We start from the raw sequence: 20,091 nt of genomic DNA, 5'->3' as shown, positions 1-20,091 counted from the left end.
AATTCCTCTCCCCCTTATTGAATTTTCTCCAGTAATTGGGCGTTCCAAGCTCTGTAATGGTTTAATGAAACTGTAGAGTTTTACAGCTTAAAAGAAAATCATGGGTATTACTGTAGATGATTGTAAGGAACGCTTTGAGCTTTAGAGGGGATGTAGATGATGGGGAGCGTAATTTGCTTTTCGTGATCATGAAATGAGTCAAAAACGATTTTGTCAACGTCTGCTAAGTTGAAGGTTTTGAAGTTAGCTATTGATTTATTTAGGTCAATTAACTGCTGTACAGTTAACCTAGATAAACACTCACAATTTTAAAATATTACTTCCGGGTACAGGGTATAAAAAGTTGCACAACTAGCATAAATAAATTGCGAGCTGTTACTTGGTGATATATTTATACGGAATAATGAATATTCCGTATGAAAATGTAATTATTATTATGTAGTGTTATGTACTTAAAATAGCGTTAAAAGTGTGGGTAATGTATTTTTTAGGGTGAATATTAATATTTTAAGAATAATTTTTCGCTCTATATATTCAAGTGGTATGAATATATATTCATAAAAAGATTGACTCAGTCCCCTTTTACGGGTAATTTTCCGACCGCTTTACATAATAATTTTCATTAATGGCAGTTCGTCTCATAAAGACTCAGTAGAAGTCTGGCGTGCAATGCTCAAGAAATTCTAAATATTATTCTGAAGGATCAATAGCGCACATTTTGAGTATTTAAAATATCGGTCTTAATTAGCAAGCAGCTTTATGAGCCAGAAAAACAGCTAATAGAAATAGTTAGATGAATAGGAATAAGCAATGAATGATATGAGCAAAAAAAACCAAGGCCTTTATCGCGCCGAGTTTGAACATGACAGCTGTGGCATTGGTTTTGTCGCCAACCTTAAGGGTAAAAAATCTCACGATATTATTGAGAATGCACTCACCATGCTGAGTTGTATGGAACATCGTGGTGGTACTGGTTTCGACGTCAAAAGTGGTGACGGTGCCGGTATTCTTATTCAAATTCCCCACGATTTTTTTAGTCAAGAAACTGCAAAATTAGGTTTTAGCTTACCCGATGCCGGAAACTACGGCGTTGGCATGATTTTCTTTCCCCGCGAGCAAGAACAACGCGAAGCGTGTCGAGATATTTTAAACCAAAACATGACTGAATTGGGCTTAACCTTAATCGGTTACCGTAATGTGCCAGGTGATAATTCTATGTTAGGTGCGGCTTCACTTGCAACCGAACCGAATATTGAACAGGTATTTATTGCTAAACCAGCAGCATTAACGGCCCAAGAATTTGAACGCAAGTTGTTTGTTTTGCGTAAATACACCTCGCATAAAATAAATGCCAGCATTGCCAAAGAACGTGACGAGTTTTATGTCACTTCGATGTCATCAACCAAAATTGTCTATAAAGGTCAATTTACTACTGCGCAAGTTCGTCAATATTATCTTGATCTTCAAGACGAGCGTACCATCTCTGGGTTGGCGATGTTCCATTCTCGTTTTTCAACCAATACTTTTCCCGCTTGGCGACGCGCGCAACCATTTCGTTATATCGCCCACAACGGTGAAATTAACACAGTTCGCGGGAATATTAACTGGATGAATGCCCGTGAAGCATTGTTCAGTTCAGTGAATTTTACTGATGCTGAATTGAAAATGTTGAATCCTGTTTGTAATAACGACAACTCTGATTCTGCTAATCTTGATATGGCCATTGAGTTATTGGTGTTAAGCGGACGTTCGCTAGCCCAAGTCATGATGATGATGGTGCCTGAAGCTTGGCAGACTCAAGATAATATGGATCCAAGTAAACGGGCATTCTATGAGTATTACGCTTGTATTATGGAACCGTGGGATGGTCCTGCATCACTCTCATTTACCGATGGTAATATTATTGGTGCGACCCTTGATCGTAACGGTTTACGTCCTTCTCGTTATTTGTTAACCGAAGATGGTACCTTGATTATGGGCTCTGAAACAGGTGCCCTATGTGTTGATCAGTCAACGGTTGTTGAGAAAGGTCGTCTTCAACCGGGTAAAATTTTCATTGCTGATTTAAAGCAAGGTCGCATTATCAGTGATGACGAAGTAAAAGAGACCGTTAGTTCGGCCCAGCCTTATGGTCAGTGGTTAGCAGAAAACAAAATTGAGTTAAACCAATTACCGGTATCAACGGCTTCTATTGCCCAACCGCCAGTGGCGGAACTTAGAAAAATTCAAAAAGCCTTTGGTTACACTAGCGAAGATCTTAACTTAGTGCTTGCTGGCATGGTTAGTACGTCGAAAGAGCCATTGGGTGCTATGGGTACAGATACGCCATTAGCCGTGCTTTCAGATCGTCCACAACATCTATCACATTATTTTAAGCAGTTGTTTGCTCAGGTGACTAACCCACCAATAGATCCGATTCGTGAAGAGTTGGTGATGTCATTACGTGGTTACATTGGTAAGTCACTTAACTTGCTCGAGGAAACAGCCGCGCATTGTCATAAGGTTGAAATTGAACAACCGGTATTAACCAACGAGCAATTACGTAAATTACAGCATATTGATAACGACCACTTACAAGCAAAAACCATTAGCATCACGTTTAAAGCCAATGGTGAAGCGGGCGCACTTAAAAAGGCACTAGATCGTGTTTGTTTGTACGCCAAAAATGCGGTTGAAGATGGTTATGCAATATTAATATTAAGTGATCGTGCAGTTGACAGCGACCATGTTGCTATTCCGTCGGTATTAGCAACCGCAGCGGTGCATCATTATTTAATTCGTGAAAAATTACGCTCTTACGCGGATATTATTCTGGAATCTGCTGATATTCGTGAAACTCACCATTTTGCTACCGTCATTGGTTATGGTGCAGCCGCGGTAAATCCATACTTAGCACTAGAAAGTATCTATGGTTTGCGTGATGAAGGGATACTTAATAGCGAATTATCAAATGAGCAACTCACGGAGAAATACACCGCAGCGGTAGGCAGTGGTTTATTGAAAATCTTCTCTAAGATGGGTATTTGTACCTTACAGTCTTATTTAGGTGCGCAAATTTTTGAAGCTTTGGGTATTAACTCAGACGTTGTTGAGCAGTACTTTACCGGTACTGTCAGTAGAATTGAAGGTTTAAGTTTAGACCAAATTGCTCAAGAAGCACTTTTACGTCATCGTGAAGGTTTCCCTGAAGCTAGCCGTATTGCCATTGAAAACTTATTACCAACAGGTGGCGAGTACTCATGGCGTCATGATGGCGAACGTCATCTATTTAGTCCAACGGTTATTCGTTTACTGCAGCATTCAACGGCAAGTAACGATACTGAGCAATTTAAGCAGTACACAAAAACAGTGGATGATCAAAGTAAAGAGGCCTTTACTCTACGTGGTTTACTGGAATTCAGTAGCGATCGTCCTGCTATTCCATTAAGTGACGTTGAACCGATTGAAAATATTTTCAAACGTTTTGCTTCCGGTGCCATGTCATTTGGTTCAATCTCGTGGGAAGCACATACCACGTTAGCAATTGCCATGAACCGTATTGGCGGTAAGAGCAATAGTGGTGAGGGTGGTGAAGATCCTATTCGTTTTACCCCGCTAGAAAATGGCGATTCTATGAATTCGCGCATTAAACAAGTCGCTTCTGGTCGTTTTGGAGTAACCAGTCATTACTTGGCCAATGCGGACGAGCTACAAATTAAGATGGCACAGGGGGCAAAACCGGGTGAGGGTGGTCAGTTACCAGGCGATAAAGTGGATGCTTGGATTGGTAAAACGCGTGGTTCTACACCAGGTGTAGGTTTGATTTCACCGCCTCCACATCATGATATTTATTCTATTGAAGATTTGTCTCAGCTTATTTTTGATCTTAAAAACGCCAACCGCGATGCCCGTATTAACGTTAAGTTAGTCTCAGAAGCCGGTGTTGGTACTATCGCCTCGGGTGTCTGTAAAGCTTATGCTGATGTGGTACTGATTGCTGGACATGATGGTGGCACAGGTGCTTCACCACTTAGCTCAATTAAACACACGGGTTTACCGTGGGAACTTGGTCTAGCTGAAACTCATCAAACCTTGGTCCGTAATAAACTGCGTAGCCGTATAACTGTACAAACGGATGGACAACTTAAAACACCACGCGATCTAGCTATTGCCACCTTACTTGGCGCGGAAGAATATGGCATGGCAACCACGGCATTAGTGGTTGAAGGTTGTATCATGATGCGTAAGTGTCATTTAAATACTTGCCCTGTTGGCATTGCTACACAAGATAAAGGTTTACGCGAACGCTTTACCGGTCGTGCTGATATTTTAGTTAACTTCTTTACCATGATGGCTGAAGGTTTACGTGAAATCATGGCTGAGCTAGGTTTTAAAAGCATCGAAGAGATGGTTGGTCAGACTCAATGTCTTAAACAACGTACTGACGTTGAGCATTGGAAATATAAGGGTGTTGATTTAACGCCGCTACTTTACAAAGAAGAGTGCGGTGAGAACGAGACGCTTTATAAGTCAATTGATCAGAAACACCTTATTGACGATATCATCGACCGTAAGATGATAAAAGATGCGCAAGTGGCGCTAGATACTCAGCAAAGTGTTGCCCTTGCATACGATGTTAGCAATACCGATAGAACCATAGGTGCGATGATTTCCAATGAAATCTCGAAGAAGTACCAAGCCGAAGGCTTACCAGAAAATACTATCAGGGTTAAGTTTAACGGCTCCGCTGGTCAAAGTTTTGGTTGTTTCTCCGCCAAAGGCCTGCGCTTTGAACTTGAAGGAGATGCCAATGATTACTTTGGTAAAGGGCTTTCAGGCGCAAACCTGGTGGTATACCCAAGTAAACAAGCTAAGTTCGTCGCCAGTGAAAATATTATCATTGGCAATGTTGCCTTATTTGGCGCAACGTCAGGCAGCGCCTTTATCGGTGGTGTTGCCGGCGAGCGTTTCTGTGTTCGTAACTCAGGTGCTACAGCGGTTGTTGAAGGCATTGGTGATCACGGTTGTGAATACATGACCGGTGGTATAACGGTTATCTTAGGCGCTACGGGTCGTAACTTTGCGGCGGGTATGTCTGGTGGTGTCGCTTATGTACTTGATAACAAGAATGACTTCGCCCCTAAATGCAATATGGAAATGGTGTCACTGGAAACAGTGGATACCGATGCTGAAAGTCTTGAACTAAAAGCATTAATTACCCAGCATTTAAATGCTACTGGCTCAGCTGTCGCTAGTGATTTACTCAATGATTGGGACAACAGCGTTAAGCGCTTCGTCAAAGTCATGCCAGTTGATTACAAACGCATGCAAGGTTACATGACTGACGTGCGCAATAGCGGAAAATTTGACTCAGAATATGACATTGCCGTTGAAGCTTTCGATATCCATTTAAACAACATAGCTAGCGCTAAAGCTTAAGCTGACAAGGAGAATATATTATGGGAAATCCAACAGGATTTATCAACCTAGGTCGTGCCTTGCCAACTGAACGCCATGCAGGTGAGCGCTTAATTGACTGGCTTGAAGTATATGAAGACATGCCAAAAGCAGAGGTCGAGCAACAAGCTTCTCGATGTATGGATTGTGGTGTACCCTTTTGTCAATCGGCGAAATCAGAGTTTGCTCCGGTCGTTGCCGGTTGTCCGGTGAACAATGTTATTCCTGAGTGGAATGACTTGATTTACCGAGGACGTTGGCAAGACGCAGTAGAGTTACTGCATAAAACCAATAACTTCCCGGAATTTACTGGCCGTGTATGTCCAGCACCTTGTGAAGGCGCTTGTGTGCTAGGTATCAATGCAGATCCGGTAGCCATTAAGCTTCATGAAAAAGAAATTATTGATCATGCCTTTGACGAAGGTTGGGTGGTGGCTCAAGTTCCATCTGCTCGTACCGGTAAAAACGTCGCGGTAATTGGTTCGGGTCCGGCAGGGCTTGCTACTGCTGCACAGCTCAATAAAGCCGGTCATATGGTTACTGTCTATGAACGCGCCGATCGTATCGGTGGTTTGTTGATGTACGGTATTCCCAACATGAAATTACAAAAAGAACTGGTGCAACGCCGCGTTGATATATTAGCGGAAGAGGGCATTGTTTTTGTCACCAATACCGAAGTGGGTAAAGACATTAGTGCTGAACAGCTTGAAACAGATTTTGATGCGATAGTGTTATGTATTGGCGCCACGGTGCCACGCGACTTACTTGTTGAAGGCCGTGAACTGAATGGCGTTCATTTTGCCATGGACTTCCTTAGTGCAAATACCAAAAGCTTACTTGATAGCCAGCATAAAGATGGTAAGTTCATTAATGCGCAAGGAAAAAATGTTGTGGTCATCGGCGGTGGTGATACCGGTACCGATTGTATTGGTACTTCATTACGTCATCAGTGTAAAAATACGGTGCAACTAGAAATCATGCCGCGTCCGCCAGAGAAACGTGAAGATAAAAATAACCCTTGGCCACAATGGCCAAAACGTTTGTTGGTTGATTACGGTCAAAAGGAAGCGATTGCCATTCAAGGCCAAGATCCACGTCAATATTTAGTGATGACTAAGAAAATTGAAAGTGACGGACAAGGTAATGTCAAAGCGGTTCATACCGTTGATATTACTTGGCAGCGTAATGACAAAGGTCAAATGATGCCACAAGAAGTTGCCGGTAGTGAAAAAGTACTTGCTGCTGATATCGTCCTTATCGCTATGGGCTTTATCGGGCCTGAAGGTGGTTTAATTGAGCAGTTTGGTCTTGAGCAAGACAATCGCTCTAACATAGCCGCAGAATACGATAAGTTTACTACCAGTAAAGAAGGTGTGTTCGCAGCGGGTGATGGTCGTCGTGGTCAAAGTTTGATTGTTTGGGCAATTGATGAAGGTCGTCGTTGTGCGCGTGAAGTCGATTGTTATCTAATGGGAAGTAGTTACTTGCCATAATGAATTTGTTTCTAACCCACTCTATATTTAAACAATAAGCCTCTCCATGTTGCTAATGGCGGGCTTCATTGATAAAAATTGCCAACTCCCGCCACATTCTAAGAAACCGAAACTTTAACGAGTTGCGGTTTTTTGTATTCAGGCGTAAAAAAAAGCAAAGGGTTGTAGCGCAGCCCCCCTAGCGTAGCGTTAAAATCTGGATTCACCGCTATTGTTTAAAACTGGTTGACTCTCGCTTAACAAGTCTAGGGATATGCTTGCAGCTTGCGTCACTAGTGTTTGTAGAGCGCTTTGCTGTTATCTCAAGCCCGATATTAGCGGCTTGCATGGCCATTTCTTCAATAGGGTAATTTAGCGTGCTCAATTTTGGTCTTGAATATCTTGACAGTAACACATCATCAAAACCGAGGACTGAAATATCTGCTGGCACTTTAAAACCATTATCTTCTAGGGTCGAAATTGCCCCAATTGCCATAGCATCGTTATAAACAAATAACGCAGAAAAGCGTTTGCCTGAAGCCAGTAATTTTTGCGTGGCCATTTCCCCGCCTTGCAGGGTCGGCTCGCCATATTCAATAAGATTTCGCTCAATATCAGCGCCAACCGATTGTAATTCGGTTTGGAAGCCTTGTAGGCGCAGTAGTGGGTCGTCTATTTGATGTTTACTCGTTATACAGGCAAAGCTTCGATGATTTAAGGCTAATAAGTGACGTGCGGCGATTCTACCACCCTCAAGATTATCTAACCAAACACAGCGCTGTGCTATTGCTTCAATATAGCGGTCAATCAGTACTAAGCCGGGTACTTTAGTGGCCAAATCAATTAAAGCTGCATCTGATAATTTTTTGCTATGCACCACCATGACATCACAGCGCCTTTCAATTAATACATTGATGGCCTGCATTTCTGTTTCGGCACTTACTAGTCCGGTACTTAATAATAATTGCATGTTGTTTTTGCGGGCTACTTGCTCAACACCATTTGCTAATGAGGCAAAAAATGGGTCGATTAGATCAGGAATGACCACACCTATCGTGGTACTTTTTTGCGTAACTAAAGCGCGCGCATTGGCATTAGGGCTGTAGTTTAATTCCTGCATCACCTTTAATACCTTTTCAATAGTCTTTTTACTGACTTTTGGACCCTTGTTTAATACGCGTGAAACGGATGCCACTGAAACACCCGCGATGCGAGCTACGTCTTTTATTGTTGCCATAGAGTAAATGTTTACATTATTGGATTTAGTTAAATACCGAATGAATATACACTAATTAATACTATTTCAGCAGAATATCCTTACTGAAATGATCTCTTGCAGATAAAAAGGTAAACGTTTACCCTTGGGTTCAAGTTTTCACTTATTCACTTTTGAAAATATTATGACTGTAGAATTTGACCCAACGGAACACCCGCACAGAAGATATAACCCACTTATTGATGAATGGGTGTTGGTTTCTCCTCACCGAGCAAAGCGACCTTGGCAAGGGCAAGTAGAAAAGCTTGATGAACAGCAAAAGCCTGCCTATGACAAAGACTGCTTTTTATGTGCAGGTAATACCCGTATAAATGGTAAGGTCAATGATGACTATAAAAATACCTTTGTTTTTACTAATGATTTTGCCGCGATAAAAAAAGACACTCCAATCGTGAGCAGTAATGACCCACTTTTTAAAATGGCGACAGAACGGGGTGAGAGTCGTGTTATTTGCTTTTCACCGGATCACAGTAAAACCTTGCCGGAGTTATCAATAGAGGACATTTCTTGTATTGTTGATACGTGGCAAAGTCAATGTCAAGAATTAGGGGAAAGCTATAGCAGCGTGCAGATTTTTGAAAATAAAGGCAGTGTTATGGGCTGCTCTAATCCCCATCCCCATGGCCAAATTTGGGCGCAACAGCAACTGCCGACCTTAGTGATGAAAAAGCACAATGCGCAGCAGGCTTACTATGAGCAATATGGCAGTAATTTATTGCGCGACTATGTTGTTAGAGAAATCGAAAATAAAGAACGCATTGTGGTGATAAATGATGATTGGCTAGTTGTGGTACCTTATTGGGCAGCATGGCCGTTTGAAACTTTGTTACTACCACGCTTTGCCGTGTCACGTATAACTGAGCTGAATGTAGCGCAAAAGTTATCCCTCGCTGATATTCTTAAAAAAATCACCATTAAATATGACAATTTATTCAATTGTTCTTTCCCTTATTCTATGGGGTGGCACGGTGCACCTTTTGATGGCCAGCAACATGATGAATGGACTTTGCATGCCAGTTTCTTCCCGCCGTTATTAAGGTCGGCCACGGTGCGGAAATTTATGGTCGGTTATGAAATGATGGCGGAAGCGCAACGAGATATTACCGCAGAGCAAGCAGCGCAAAGACTGCGTGGTTTACCGAATATTCATTATAAGGAGGCAAACTAATGACTCAAGTTAATATTGAACTAGATGAACTTGCCCGACAATTATTTCAACAGCAATTTCAATCTTCAGCTGAGCTAGTTTGCCATGCACCTGGCCGAGTCAATTTAATTGGCGACCATACCGATTACAATAATGGCTTTGTTCTGCCCGCCGCTATTAATTACGGTACTACCATTGCTGCATCAGCTCGCGAAGATAAGGTTATTAAAGTTTATGCCCATGATTGTCACCAGCAAACTAACGAATTTAGCTTGACTGAGATAGTGTTTGATCAGCAGATGATGTGGAGTAATTATGTTAGAGGCACCTTACAAGCCCTAATGAAAACGTATCCTGACATTAACGGAGCGAACTTAGTGGTTACCGGAAATGTGCCGCAAGGTGCCGGTTTAAGCTCATCGGCCAGTTTTGAAATTGCTATCTTAAAAGCCTTTAGCCAGCTTTATCAATTAGATTTAACGGGTGTTAATGCCGCGCTTATTGGCCAGCAAGCAGAGAATGACTTTGTTGGTTGTAACTGCGGCATTATGGATCAACTTATTTCGGCCATGGGACAGCAGGGTCATGCCATGCTGCTCGATTGCCAAGATTTATCCTTTGAAGATGCGCCTATTCCAGATGATTTAACGCTGTTTATTGTAAATTCCAAGGTAAAACGTGGCTTGGTAGACAGTGAATACAACTTAAGGCGTCAGCAATGTGAACAAGTTGCCAAGTACTTTGGTGTTTCTGCCCTACGGGAGGTCACCATAGAGCAACTTAATTCAGCCAAAGAACAACTTGAGCCGGTATTGTTCAAGCGTGCCCGTCATGTTATTAGTGAAAATACTCGTGCCGTAAATACTTTAAAAGCGTTAAAAGCCAATGATATGGCAACCATTAGTGCCGAGATGAAAGCGTCTCATATTTCTTTGCGTGATGATTTTGAAGTCACTACCAAGGAAATGGATGGCTTAGTTGCCATGATTGATGGTGTATTAGGATCAAAAGGTGGCGTTCGCATGACGGGTGGTGGTTTTGGTGGTTGTGTTGTTGCCTTAGTGCCAACGGCTTTGGTCGAACAGGTAAAGGATGTAGTGAACAGCAGATACGAGCAAGAATTTGGTTTAAAACCAAGTATTTACTTATGTATTGCAACACAAGGTGCATTTAGATAATCGTTGGAATGAATAACAGGCACAAATATAAAAATTATAACTAAAAGTAAAAGGTGAATAAATTATGGAATTTGCAAACAAATTGGGGACGATAGATAGCACAATTTTTATTGTCTATGTCATAGGGCTGTTGTGCCTTGCCTTGTGGATTTCTCGCAATGAGAAAAAAGAAGGGACGAATACAGAAGATTATTTTTTAGCCAGTAAATCATTGCCTTGGTGGGCAATTGGTGCCTCCTTAATTGCCGCAAATATTTCAGCGGAACAAATTATTGGTATGTCAGGCTCGGGTTATGCCATGGGTTTAGCCATTGCTTCCTACGAATGGATGGCCGCCATTACTTTGATCTTAGTAGGTAAGTATATGCTGCCTATTTTTCTGAAAAACAACATCTTCACCATGCCGCAATATCTAGAGCAACGCTTTGATAATAAAGTAAAAACCACCATGGCAATTTTTTGGCTGGCGGTCTATACCTTTGTTAACTTAACGGCGGTGTTATGGCTGGGTGGCATGGCCATTGAAACTGTTGCGGGCGTCGATTGGATGTTTGGCATGATATTTTTAGCCGTTTTCTCAGTGGCCTACTCTTTATATGGTGGTTTAAAAGCGGTCGCTTTTACCGACATTTTGCAAGTGGTGTTATTAGTTTTTGGTGGCCTGTTACTGAGTTATTTAGCGCTAGATGCGGTTGCTGATGGCCAAGGAGTATTAGTTGGCTTCGGCATTCTTACCGAACAAATGCCAGAGCATTTTGACATGATCTTAAGCCCAGAGAATGAACATTATATGAGCCTGCCTGGCATCTCAGTGTTAATTGGCGGCATGTGGGTGATGAACTTCAGCTATTGGGGCTTTAACCAGTATATTATTCAGCGCGCCTTGGCCGCTAAAGATCTTAAAGAAGCGCAAAAAGGTATCGCTTTTGCAGCCTACCTTAAATTGCTGATGCCGCTTGTTGTGGTCTTGCCAGGCATTGCCGCGGTTGTGCTTTATCCAACATTAACTACGCCAGATCAAGCTTATCCATCGATGATGGCAATGTTGCCAGTTGGCATTAAAGGTTTAGTCTTTGCCGCTTTAGTTGCGGCGATAGTGTCATCGCTGGCATCGATGACTAATAGTATTTCGACCATCTTTACCATGGATATTTATAGCCAATTTAAACCGAATGAAAGCCAACGACACTATGTGCATATCGGCCGTATTGCCGCGTTAGTTTCTTTGTGTATCGCCTTAATTGTCGCTCAGCCATTGTTAGGTGAGTTCGATCAAGCATTCCAGTATATCCAAGAATTTACCGGTTTTTTCACCCCAGGCATCGTGGTGATATTTGTTTTGGGTATGTTCTGGAAAAGAGCTACCTCAATGGGCGCGTTATCGGCTGCCTTAGGCTCGGCAGTGTTTTCGTTAGTACTTAAGTTTACTTGGCCAGAATTACCCTTTATGGACCGTGTTGGTTTAGTCTTCTTACTGTGTTTAGCACTTTGCTATTTGGTCTCTATGGCAGGTAAAGCACCGACGGAAGATAACAGTGTTGATCTATCACAAGTAAGTTTTACCACCACTAAGTCATTTAATGTTGCCGCAATTGGTGTGGTACTTATTCTTACTGCTTTATACGCTACTTGGTGGTAAGCGTGAAAAGCTCTTATGCTACCACTGATGGTAGCTGAGAACGTGGTTATTAACATGTGATGGATTTAGCCCAATGCAGTGTTCCGGCTGTAGCTTGGTTAAATCGTCACAGTGAATTTAGCGGTGTTTCAGCCATCCAATTTGAAGTGTCGCCTAGAAGAGCAGGAGATCTTGCTGTCTTTTGGGCGAACGCTATAAAGGTCTAGAAAATGATGATGGATATCTGGCGTTGGCAGTTAAAAAACCTTAAGGGCGATGTAGCTCAATGCACCCCATGGCAAGAGAAGTGATAACAAAAGTGGCAATACAATTGGAAACCGAATTGGCAACAGTAACCCTGACTAATGACTTTGGCATGTCAGTTGAAATCATGAATTTTGGCGCCCGAATTCAATCCATTAAATTTCCAGTTAATTCTAAGCCCACGGAAATGATATTGGGCTATGCCTCGGTAACCGATTACTTAACGGATAAATTTTATTTAGGGGCAACCTGTGGCAGGGTGTGCAATCGTATTGCGGGTGGTAAGTTTGAGCTTGCTGGTCGTCAAGTTCAGTTAGCCTTAAATGATGGTGCAAACTGTTTACACGGCGGACCCGATAATTTTTCTTTACGCACTTGGTCTATTGATAAAGAAACAGTCACTCATTCTTCGGTGACTTTATTCATTATTTCCCCTAATGGCGATCAAGGTTTTCCTGGAAACTTAGCGTTATCTGTTACTTATCAGTTAAGTGCTGACAATAAACTAAGTATTCAATATTCGGCGAGTACTGATTCAGCTACGCCAATAAACTTGACTAACCATGCTTATTTCAACTTGGGTGAAAATGATTGCCAATCACTCTATTTACAAATGATGTCATCGGCATTGCTTGAAACCGACGCGGCTAATATACCCACAGGTAAGATCCTATCCGTAGCAGAGACAGATTATAACTTTAGAGAGCCTGCAGCTATTGGCTATCGACAAGAGCATACTGAAGATGAATCCCTTAAAACAAAAAACGGTTATGATCACTGTTTTATTTTGGATAATACGCCGTTTGAACAGCCTAAAGCAATTCTTACTTCACAAAAAAACCAAATTAATTTGTCTGTTTATACCGACCAACCAACGATACAGCTTTATACGGGCTTCTACTTAACTGGAAAATTTACCTCGTACCAAGGTTTATGTTTAGAAGCGCAAAATTATACCGATGCGGACAATAATAAACATTTTCCCAGTAATATATTGATGCCAAATCAACAATATCAGCGGAAAATTATTTATAAATTTGAGTCGATAAATTAGATAAGCTGTTATGGGGGCTAGAGTATATAGTCAGCTACCTTTGAAAATTCAAAGTTGAGAATGCTTATCTATGGTCATCAATCAATATCAAAGGAATAATAGAGATCACTTGATTGTTCAATACCACTGACGATTTCTAACCATAGTCGATTAAGTAAATACAGCCTTACCGTCAATTCATTAATAGGCTCATATACACCAATACCATACTTTAAATAAATACGGTTGCCAATATAACCACTTATGATTGCTTGTGTGGTATCGCCTTCACCTTCAGTATCTATGGCAATATTATTAATGAATGGTAGCTGCTCTAATCGATCAAATAAGCCGACACTATTCGTTACACCAAAACCGATCAACATACTTGCAGCGGCTGTGCTATTACTGCCACCAGAATCTAAACCTCGCCCTCTCGCTAAATAAGACAGTATTTCAGGCGTTTCCATCGTTGGGATTGAGAATAATTGTATAGCTAAAGTGTCGGCTAAGCCGGTTATTTTTAGTCCAACTTCAATATCTTCGGCTTTAATATGCCTAGTCGCGCGCAAATTAAAGTAGGGGTTATCAATCGGACCGTTAAAGCTCAGTTCACCTTTTTCAATCGTTAATCGTTGTCCGTAGGCTTGGTAGGTACCCTTTGCTGATTGAATATTACCGAAAACTTGTAACGGTTGTTTCTGCTGTTGCTTAAGCTGCAATTGGCCAAATAAGTGACTTTTTAACCCTTGCCCCGATACTTTAAACGCTTTGGCGATATTAATGCTGACATTGGTTTTAATATCAAACCCAGATTTTTTTTTAAAAACCTCCCGCCCATATTGATCAACTATAATGACATCATCACTTAGGGTAATACTTCCCTGAGGCAGTTTTTCAATATTATAGCTCCCATCAAGCACATCTACATTGCCACTAAGGGTTAATACTTTATCTTGCAGAGAAAAATTCAATGCGGGTGATATTGTCATTAGCAATTGTGGCGGAAATACTAGGGGTATCTGTTTGGCAGTAAGATCTATATCCATAGTAAAACCCTCTTGCCAGGCAAGGTCACCATTTAACGTGGCCTTGTTACCCTTGATAAAAAATTGCCCAAGTATTTTGGCCTGATTATTGTAAATTTGAATTTCAGCGTTAATGTCTGTCAGTTTATTGGGGTTTTGACTCAATAATAACTCGCCATTATCTAGCGCTATACTACCGTTGACAATAGGAGCCTTTATCGTTCCGTTAACGGTTAGCATAGCCGTTAAGTTACCTTGCAAATTAACCACATTAGCTATGACTGCTTGTAAGGGCTGTAAGTTGAAGTTATTAAGTACTATTTCACTCTTAATAGGAAAATCATCAGTGAACGTAATCTTTGAGTTAATATTAATAAGTGTTTGTGCTTGCATATCTTGTAACTGAAATTGACTGGTAAATTGGCCATCGTTTACCTCAAACGAAAGTTCACCCTGGTGCCACTGGCTAATTTGTTGCTCACTGTACTCGTTATATACTTTTATATTACCTGAAGACAAAGTAAAATTAGCTTTTGCCCAAATTGCTTGAGTGGGTGACCATTGTGCGGTTAACTCACCGGTAACCTTACCCTTTAGTTGTACCTCCTCGGGTAAAATTAATTCATCCATTAAAGATAAATCTATGTTTATCCCTAGGGTAATATCACCTGATTCACCCATAATGGCATTGTCAGGTAAACAGACCTTAAGCGCTGTACCTTGCCAGCAATGTTGCTCAATGAATAACTGCTGTTTAGCTAGATTAAAACCTAAATAAAAAGCGTTATTATTGCGCCAAGTGATGTCTTTATACGTTAAGGCACTGTGTTCAACTATGCCTTGCCAATCGTTTAGTGCATTATGCCATTGACCTGACAATTTTAGTTTGCCCGCCAAATCCCCTTGCCAATCAAGCTGTAATTGCTGTTTATTAAAGTCACCAGAAAAATTAACGGCTATATCATGGAAGCTTAGGGTGTCGTTGTTAGCGGTGATGTCCAAACGTTCACTTTTTAATGTTAGGTGGCTTTTATGATTATTAAATGGCTGATAATTTGCGGTAATTTCGAACGATGGGCTATGAAACTGCTGCCAATGTATATTTTTTAGCTTGCTATTCAGCGTAATAACGGGCTCTTTTTTATTACCCATTATGGAAAAATCACTGCTGATAGCGCCGCTAGCAAAGGGATACCAGCGATTAATCTCACTAATTCTGAGTTGACCGTTAACATGCCAATTATTATCTCGGAAGGTTTGTAAGGTTAAGTGGTCTTTATCAACGGCAATTAACAACTCACCTTGCGCTAAATCTCCTGAAGAGAAATAACCTGATTGATTTATGGCGATGTCACCTCTAATTATTATTGCCGAATTATTAAGGGTGCCAGAGACATCGGTGTCTTTAATCGCGAGTGACCAATGTGACTCTGACCAAGTGCCAGTGCTGGCAATTTTCCCTAAAAGTCGACCATTGATAACGTCAGGCACCATTGATTCAACAAGACTGGTTTGGGCTTCGGTGTTTTTGTCTGTACGGGCGGTTTGGCTGATATTAGTGCTGTTATTATTGATGTTAGTCTCTTTAGGAAAAACTAACGCCTTAAGGCTAATCTCCGGCAAGGTAAAGCCAGCGGAGTCAGCAAATAATTGCCACGTTATTTCTTTAGACTTAATAAAGTCTATATGCCCGTGTAAGTTTAATTGACTGTTTGAGTCCTGCTCGTTAAACGCTAATTTTTCAAGGGTAATTAAACCTTGTTGGTGTTTAACGGTTAATGCTAATTGGGCATTTTTATAACCATAGCTATTGAGTCGGCTGGTCAAGTTAACCGTTTGCTGGCTTAAATCACCGGCTAGGTCTAAAGAAAGTGATGAAGGCTGGCCGTATTGCGCTAAAGACCAGGGCAGGGGGAGTGTATCGGCCGTTAATTGTAGTTTAAAGGGGAGTTGCTGGTCGGTTAAGTTAATTTTCCCTTGGCTGTTTAATACAACGCTACCTTTACTGGCAATATTTACGCTTAAATCATCAATCGACCCTTGCAGTGATAGCTCAATAAATGAATCAGACGCTTCTGGCCAATGTGGTATTTTATCTAATCGGGCAACCAACTGAGCATTAATTTTATAAGGCGGTACAAGCTCAGTATTTAGTGTTAACTGCTGTATTGCAAAGTCTGTAGTTGCGGTTTTAAAGTCCGTTATATTAACGTCACTTTTAACCCAAGTACCGCTAAGGTGGCTTTGTTGATAAGGCCATTGACTATCATTATTAAGGGTACTATTTAGTGTGATGTTTTTCTGTGTTTGATCATCGACTATACGTAACTTATCAACGAATAATTGTTGAATATTTAACGATATGGGTAAATAGACTTTTGGTAGTGTACTAAAAACAGCATATATTGAATTTGTGCTATTACTGTTTTCAGCGTTATTTTGTTTAGAACTATTGTTTTCATTGTTGCTATTTTTGTCGAACGTTATGGTTAATTTGTCGGCATTTGGCTGCAAGATAGTAAATTGACTTGCCTTAATATCTACTTGCGCGGTGAACTGCTCAATATCTATTACCGTTTGGTTAATCACTATATGGCTGTTATTAATTTCTACTGTTTGCGCTTCAATAGCAAATGGCATAACAAACAAATGGTCATCATTTACCGTATTACTCGCACGCTTAGCCGACGTATTATTTTTTGTATACGTTAGCGAAAAGCTAGCTAACTTAAGTGCTTTAATACATAATTTTTTTTGCCAACTACAAGAAAAATCAATCTCAGCGACTAAATCCTTAACCTTAATGTCTAAAGTGGCTAAGTTAAGATGAAAAGAGTTGAGTTCAATATCTCTGATTAAGGAGCCAGCTTTGTAGTCAGCATGAATGCCATCAATGTTGTTCAGTAAGCTAATCGTTAAGCGGCTGCCTATAGGTGTGGTCAGTAAAATAGTGACTAAACAAAGTAATAGCGTTAACCACTTTGCTATTTTATAGGTTATTCTGCGCCAGGTCACAGTTCAGCGCCTAAGTTGATATGAATACGCCAGTTGCTATCATCACCATCAATGCCATAGGCGAAATCAAATTTTACCGCGCCCACAGGGGAGATATAGTGTAAACCTGTGCCAAAAGAATACACGGGTTTAAATTCACCTTTATTGGCGGCGCTGCCACCGTCAGAAAATAGGGCAATACGCCATTTATCGTTCAGGTAATATTGATATTCTATGCTTGCTACTAAGAGGCGAGTACCGCCGACAACGATAGGCTCGCCTTTCTCAGGATCCGATGATGAGGGAATCGTTGCACCAATAGATTGATAGGCAAAGCCCCTAATACTTTGATCGCCACCGGCATAAAAACGTAATGATGGCGCTAATTCTGCATCTCTATCAACATAAATGGCGCCAAATTCGGCGCGGGTAACCAGGCGGTGATTAGTTTTCAATGTGGTAATATAATTCCAACGGCCATGAATTCTAAAGAAACTATTGTCCGAACCTGCTTTTAAATGCGCCCCTTCTATATTATAGGTTTGGCGAAAACCTTCACTGGGATCTAATGGCGGGCCTGAGCGTTTTGTTTTTGACCAAGTAATACCGGGAATAAGATAACTTGCTGCATCTAACTCGGACCAATCAATATTCGGTACTTGCTCATCAAGTTCGTATTGCCAGACCTCTTTATGATAACGAGTATAAATTTGCCTTTGCCATTTATTGTTACTGACCAGCCGACCAATTTGAGTTGAATAGAATTTTGTTTTTTGCTCTGCATAGTCCACATTTTCAATGTTAATTTGAAATTGCAGTAAATCTCGGCTTAGGTGGTTTAAAGGAATACTATAAATGAATTTACCTGTTGGATTTATTTCAGAATATTCAAACTTAGTTTCTTGAAAGTGTCCATATTTATTAATTAAAGGCGTACGCCAAGCCGCAGAAAGACGAAATTCTGTATCGGTGGCATAACCAATGCCCAAATCGATTTGATGACTTTTAGCGGGCGTTAGAGCAACATTAATGGGCAGATAAAATTGGTGATTAATATTATCCTCAATTTTATCTGCGGGCACTGCGATGATGCTGCCAAAGTACTGAGTAGCTTCCAGTTGATGCTGTAGTTGATGAAAAGCGGTGGTACTATAATATTGATTTTTCTGAAAGGGGATTAAATTGGATAACAATTCAGGCTCTAGATCAAAATCATTAAAGGTAACGTCGCCAAACCGGTAACGAGGGCCACTAGTATAGCGCAAAGTAATATCAGCGTAATGATATTGATTTTTGATCACTATTTTACTTTCAGTTAATTCACCATTGAAATAACCACGCTGTAAAGCTAAAGCAAGCAAATCTGCTTTTAACTTTTCATACTTGCCATGATGAAGGTTTTCACCTGGTTTAATCCCATGATTAATAAGTAATGCTTGGAAGGCGGGGTCTTGACTCGCTTCACCATCAAGGCTAATAATTACTTTATCTATTAAGGTAGCAGTGTTTAGCGTTATGTTAAGGTTAAGCCGCCATGGCTTTGCACTCGTTTTTTCAGCAATAGTATTGTTGTCAATTACTTGGCTAATAATCTCTGCTTGATAATAGCCTAGTGCTTGTAGTGCTTCGCGGGTGTTATCTTTGGCGCTATAAATAAAAGCAGAGCGCTCTAAGTCACTCTCAGGTAATTTACCTAAATGAGCCCGTATATTATTGAGGACAATTTTTGGCAGTTGACCATTGAGTGTGACCACTAAATTACTGGCGTAAACAGAGTGACTTAAGATAAGTATAAAAAAGCCGCTGGCTAATGCCCTAAAATAAAACACTATACGCTAAGCCAATAATCAGTGGGTATCATAATGCTAACGTCGCGACCTAGGATAAAACGATGAATTAAACGGTGTTTTTAGCTATTATCGCATGAATACAAATATAAAAGCGACTATAGATGTATAAGAAAAATGCTTACTATAAAACTTTATTAGTTATGTTTTATAGGGTTAGCATTAAAAGGACTAGCCGGTGATTTATCCTGTTATGCAACTCATCTCGTTTTGTTACCCACTTTCATCCTTTAAGTAAATAATAATTTTTTTTGTAAGTAAAACCAGCATAGCTTTGCTGTTTTTTAAATCAACTTGATTGTTAAAAAGCCTAACAAACAGTTTTTATTACTTTATTTAACACTTTTCGCATTTAACGCTTTACAAAGAAGGTGCCAGTATTTAGAATGCGCCCACTTTCGAGGAATAGCAAAACCTTTCCTTTTAAGTAACGTGGTGAGATGGCTGAGTGGTCGAAAGCACCGGTCTTGAAAACCGGCGAGGGTTTGTAGCCCTCCTAGAGTTCAAATCTCTATCTCACCGCCACATTCTAAGAAACCGCAACTTTAACGAGTTGCGGTTTTTTGCTTTCTAACGTTAAAAAAAACAAGGGTTTGTAGCGCAGCACCTACGACATAGAGTTCAAATTTCAATCTCACTGCCACATTTAGAAAAACCCGTTAATCGAAAGGTTAACGGGTTTTTTGCTTTTACAATGTTTAAAAGTAGCAAAGGGTTTGTAGTGCAGCACCTACGACATAGAGTTCAAACATCAATCTCACCGCCACATTTTAATAAACCGCAACTTTAACGAGTTGC

The 20,091-nt window shown here is 40.7% G+C and carries 9 protein-coding genes and 1 tRNA gene; 7 read left to right on the top strand and 3 right to left on the bottom strand.

Features of this window, described 5'->3' with window-relative positions; genetic code table 11:
- Positions 1-810 precede the first annotated feature (810 nt).
- Together gltB and ASU03_RS08650 are read left to right on the top strand one after the other, a co-directional pair.
- Positions 811-5,418, top strand: coding sequence for a glutamate synthase large subunit (gltB, locus tag ASU03_RS08655; RefSeq protein ID WP_057831465.1), 4,608 nt, complete (start codon positions 811-813; stop codon positions 5,416-5,418).
- Between the two features lie 20 nt (positions 5,419-5,438).
- Positions 5,439-6,929, top strand: coding sequence for a glutamate synthase subunit beta (locus ASU03_RS08650; RefSeq protein ID WP_057831464.1), 1,491 nt, complete (start codon positions 5,439-5,441; stop codon positions 6,927-6,929).
- Between the two features lie 208 nt (positions 6,930-7,137).
- Here ASU03_RS08650 and ASU03_RS08645 read toward each other — a convergent pair whose 3' ends face one another.
- Positions 7,138-8,145: a LacI family DNA-binding transcriptional regulator gene (locus ASU03_RS08645; protein WP_057831463.1), complete on the bottom strand. Its 1,008-nt coding sequence runs from the start codon at positions 8,143-8,145 to the stop codon at positions 7,138-7,140.
- A 163-nt stretch (positions 8,146-8,308) separates the two neighbouring features.
- Here ASU03_RS08645 and ASU03_RS08640 point away from each other — a divergent pair, with 163 nt between their 5' ends.
- The 4 genes from ASU03_RS08640 to ASU03_RS08625 all read left to right on the top strand — a co-directional run bounded on the left by ASU03_RS08640 (position 8,309) and on the right by ASU03_RS08625 (position 13,445).
- Positions 8,309-9,352: a UDP-glucose--hexose-1-phosphate uridylyltransferase gene (locus ASU03_RS08640; protein ID WP_057831475.1), complete on the top strand. Its 1,044-nt coding sequence runs from the start codon at positions 8,309-8,311 to the stop codon at positions 9,350-9,352.
- On the top strand, positions 9,352-10,509 hold the full coding sequence (galK, locus tag ASU03_RS08635) for a galactokinase (protein ID WP_057831462.1): 1,158 nt from the start codon (positions 9,352-9,354) through the stop codon (positions 10,507-10,509). Before ASU03_RS08640 ends, galK begins: the two co-directional genes overlap by 1 nt.
- A 64-nt stretch (positions 10,510-10,573) precedes the next feature.
- The gene (locus ASU03_RS08630) at positions 10,574-12,148 is read left to right on the top strand and encodes a sodium/sugar symporter (RefSeq protein WP_057831461.1); all 1,575 of its coding nucleotides are present in this window, start codon (positions 10,574-10,576) and stop codon (positions 12,146-12,148) included.
- Between the two features lie 265 nt (positions 12,149-12,413).
- Entirely contained in the window at positions 12,414-13,445 is a 1,032-nt protein-coding gene (locus ASU03_RS08625) for an aldose epimerase family protein (RefSeq protein ID WP_057831460.1), read from the top strand.
- 77 nt (positions 13,446-13,522) lie between these two features.
- On the opposite strand, the gene ASU03_RS08620 is transcribed toward ASU03_RS08625, so the two are convergent.
- Together ASU03_RS08620 and ASU03_RS08615 are read right to left on the bottom strand one after the other, a co-directional pair.
- Positions 13,523-17,467, bottom strand: coding sequence for a translocation/assembly module TamB domain-containing protein (locus ASU03_RS08620; RefSeq protein ID WP_057831459.1), 3,945 nt, complete (start codon positions 17,465-17,467; stop codon positions 13,523-13,525).
- A complete protein-coding gene (locus tag ASU03_RS08615; RefSeq protein WP_057831458.1) occupies positions 17,464-19,275 on the bottom strand; it encodes an autotransporter assembly complex protein TamA in 1,812 nt (603 codons plus the stop codon). Before ASU03_RS08615 ends, ASU03_RS08620 begins: the two co-directional genes overlap by 4 nt.
- Positions 19,276-19,727: 452 nt before the next feature.
- Here ASU03_RS08615 and ASU03_RS08610 point away from each other — a divergent pair.
- Positions 19,728-19,818: transfer RNA gene (locus ASU03_RS08610), tRNA-Ser, on the top strand.
- Positions 19,819-20,091: the final 273 nt, after the last annotated feature.

Source organism: Colwellia sp. TT2012, from assembly GCF_001440345.1.
Classification (GTDB): domain Bacteria; phylum Pseudomonadota; class Gammaproteobacteria; order Enterobacterales; family Alteromonadaceae; genus Colwellia.
Note: the sequence above shows the minus strand (reverse complement) of the source record. Positions and strands in the feature narration are given on the sequence as shown.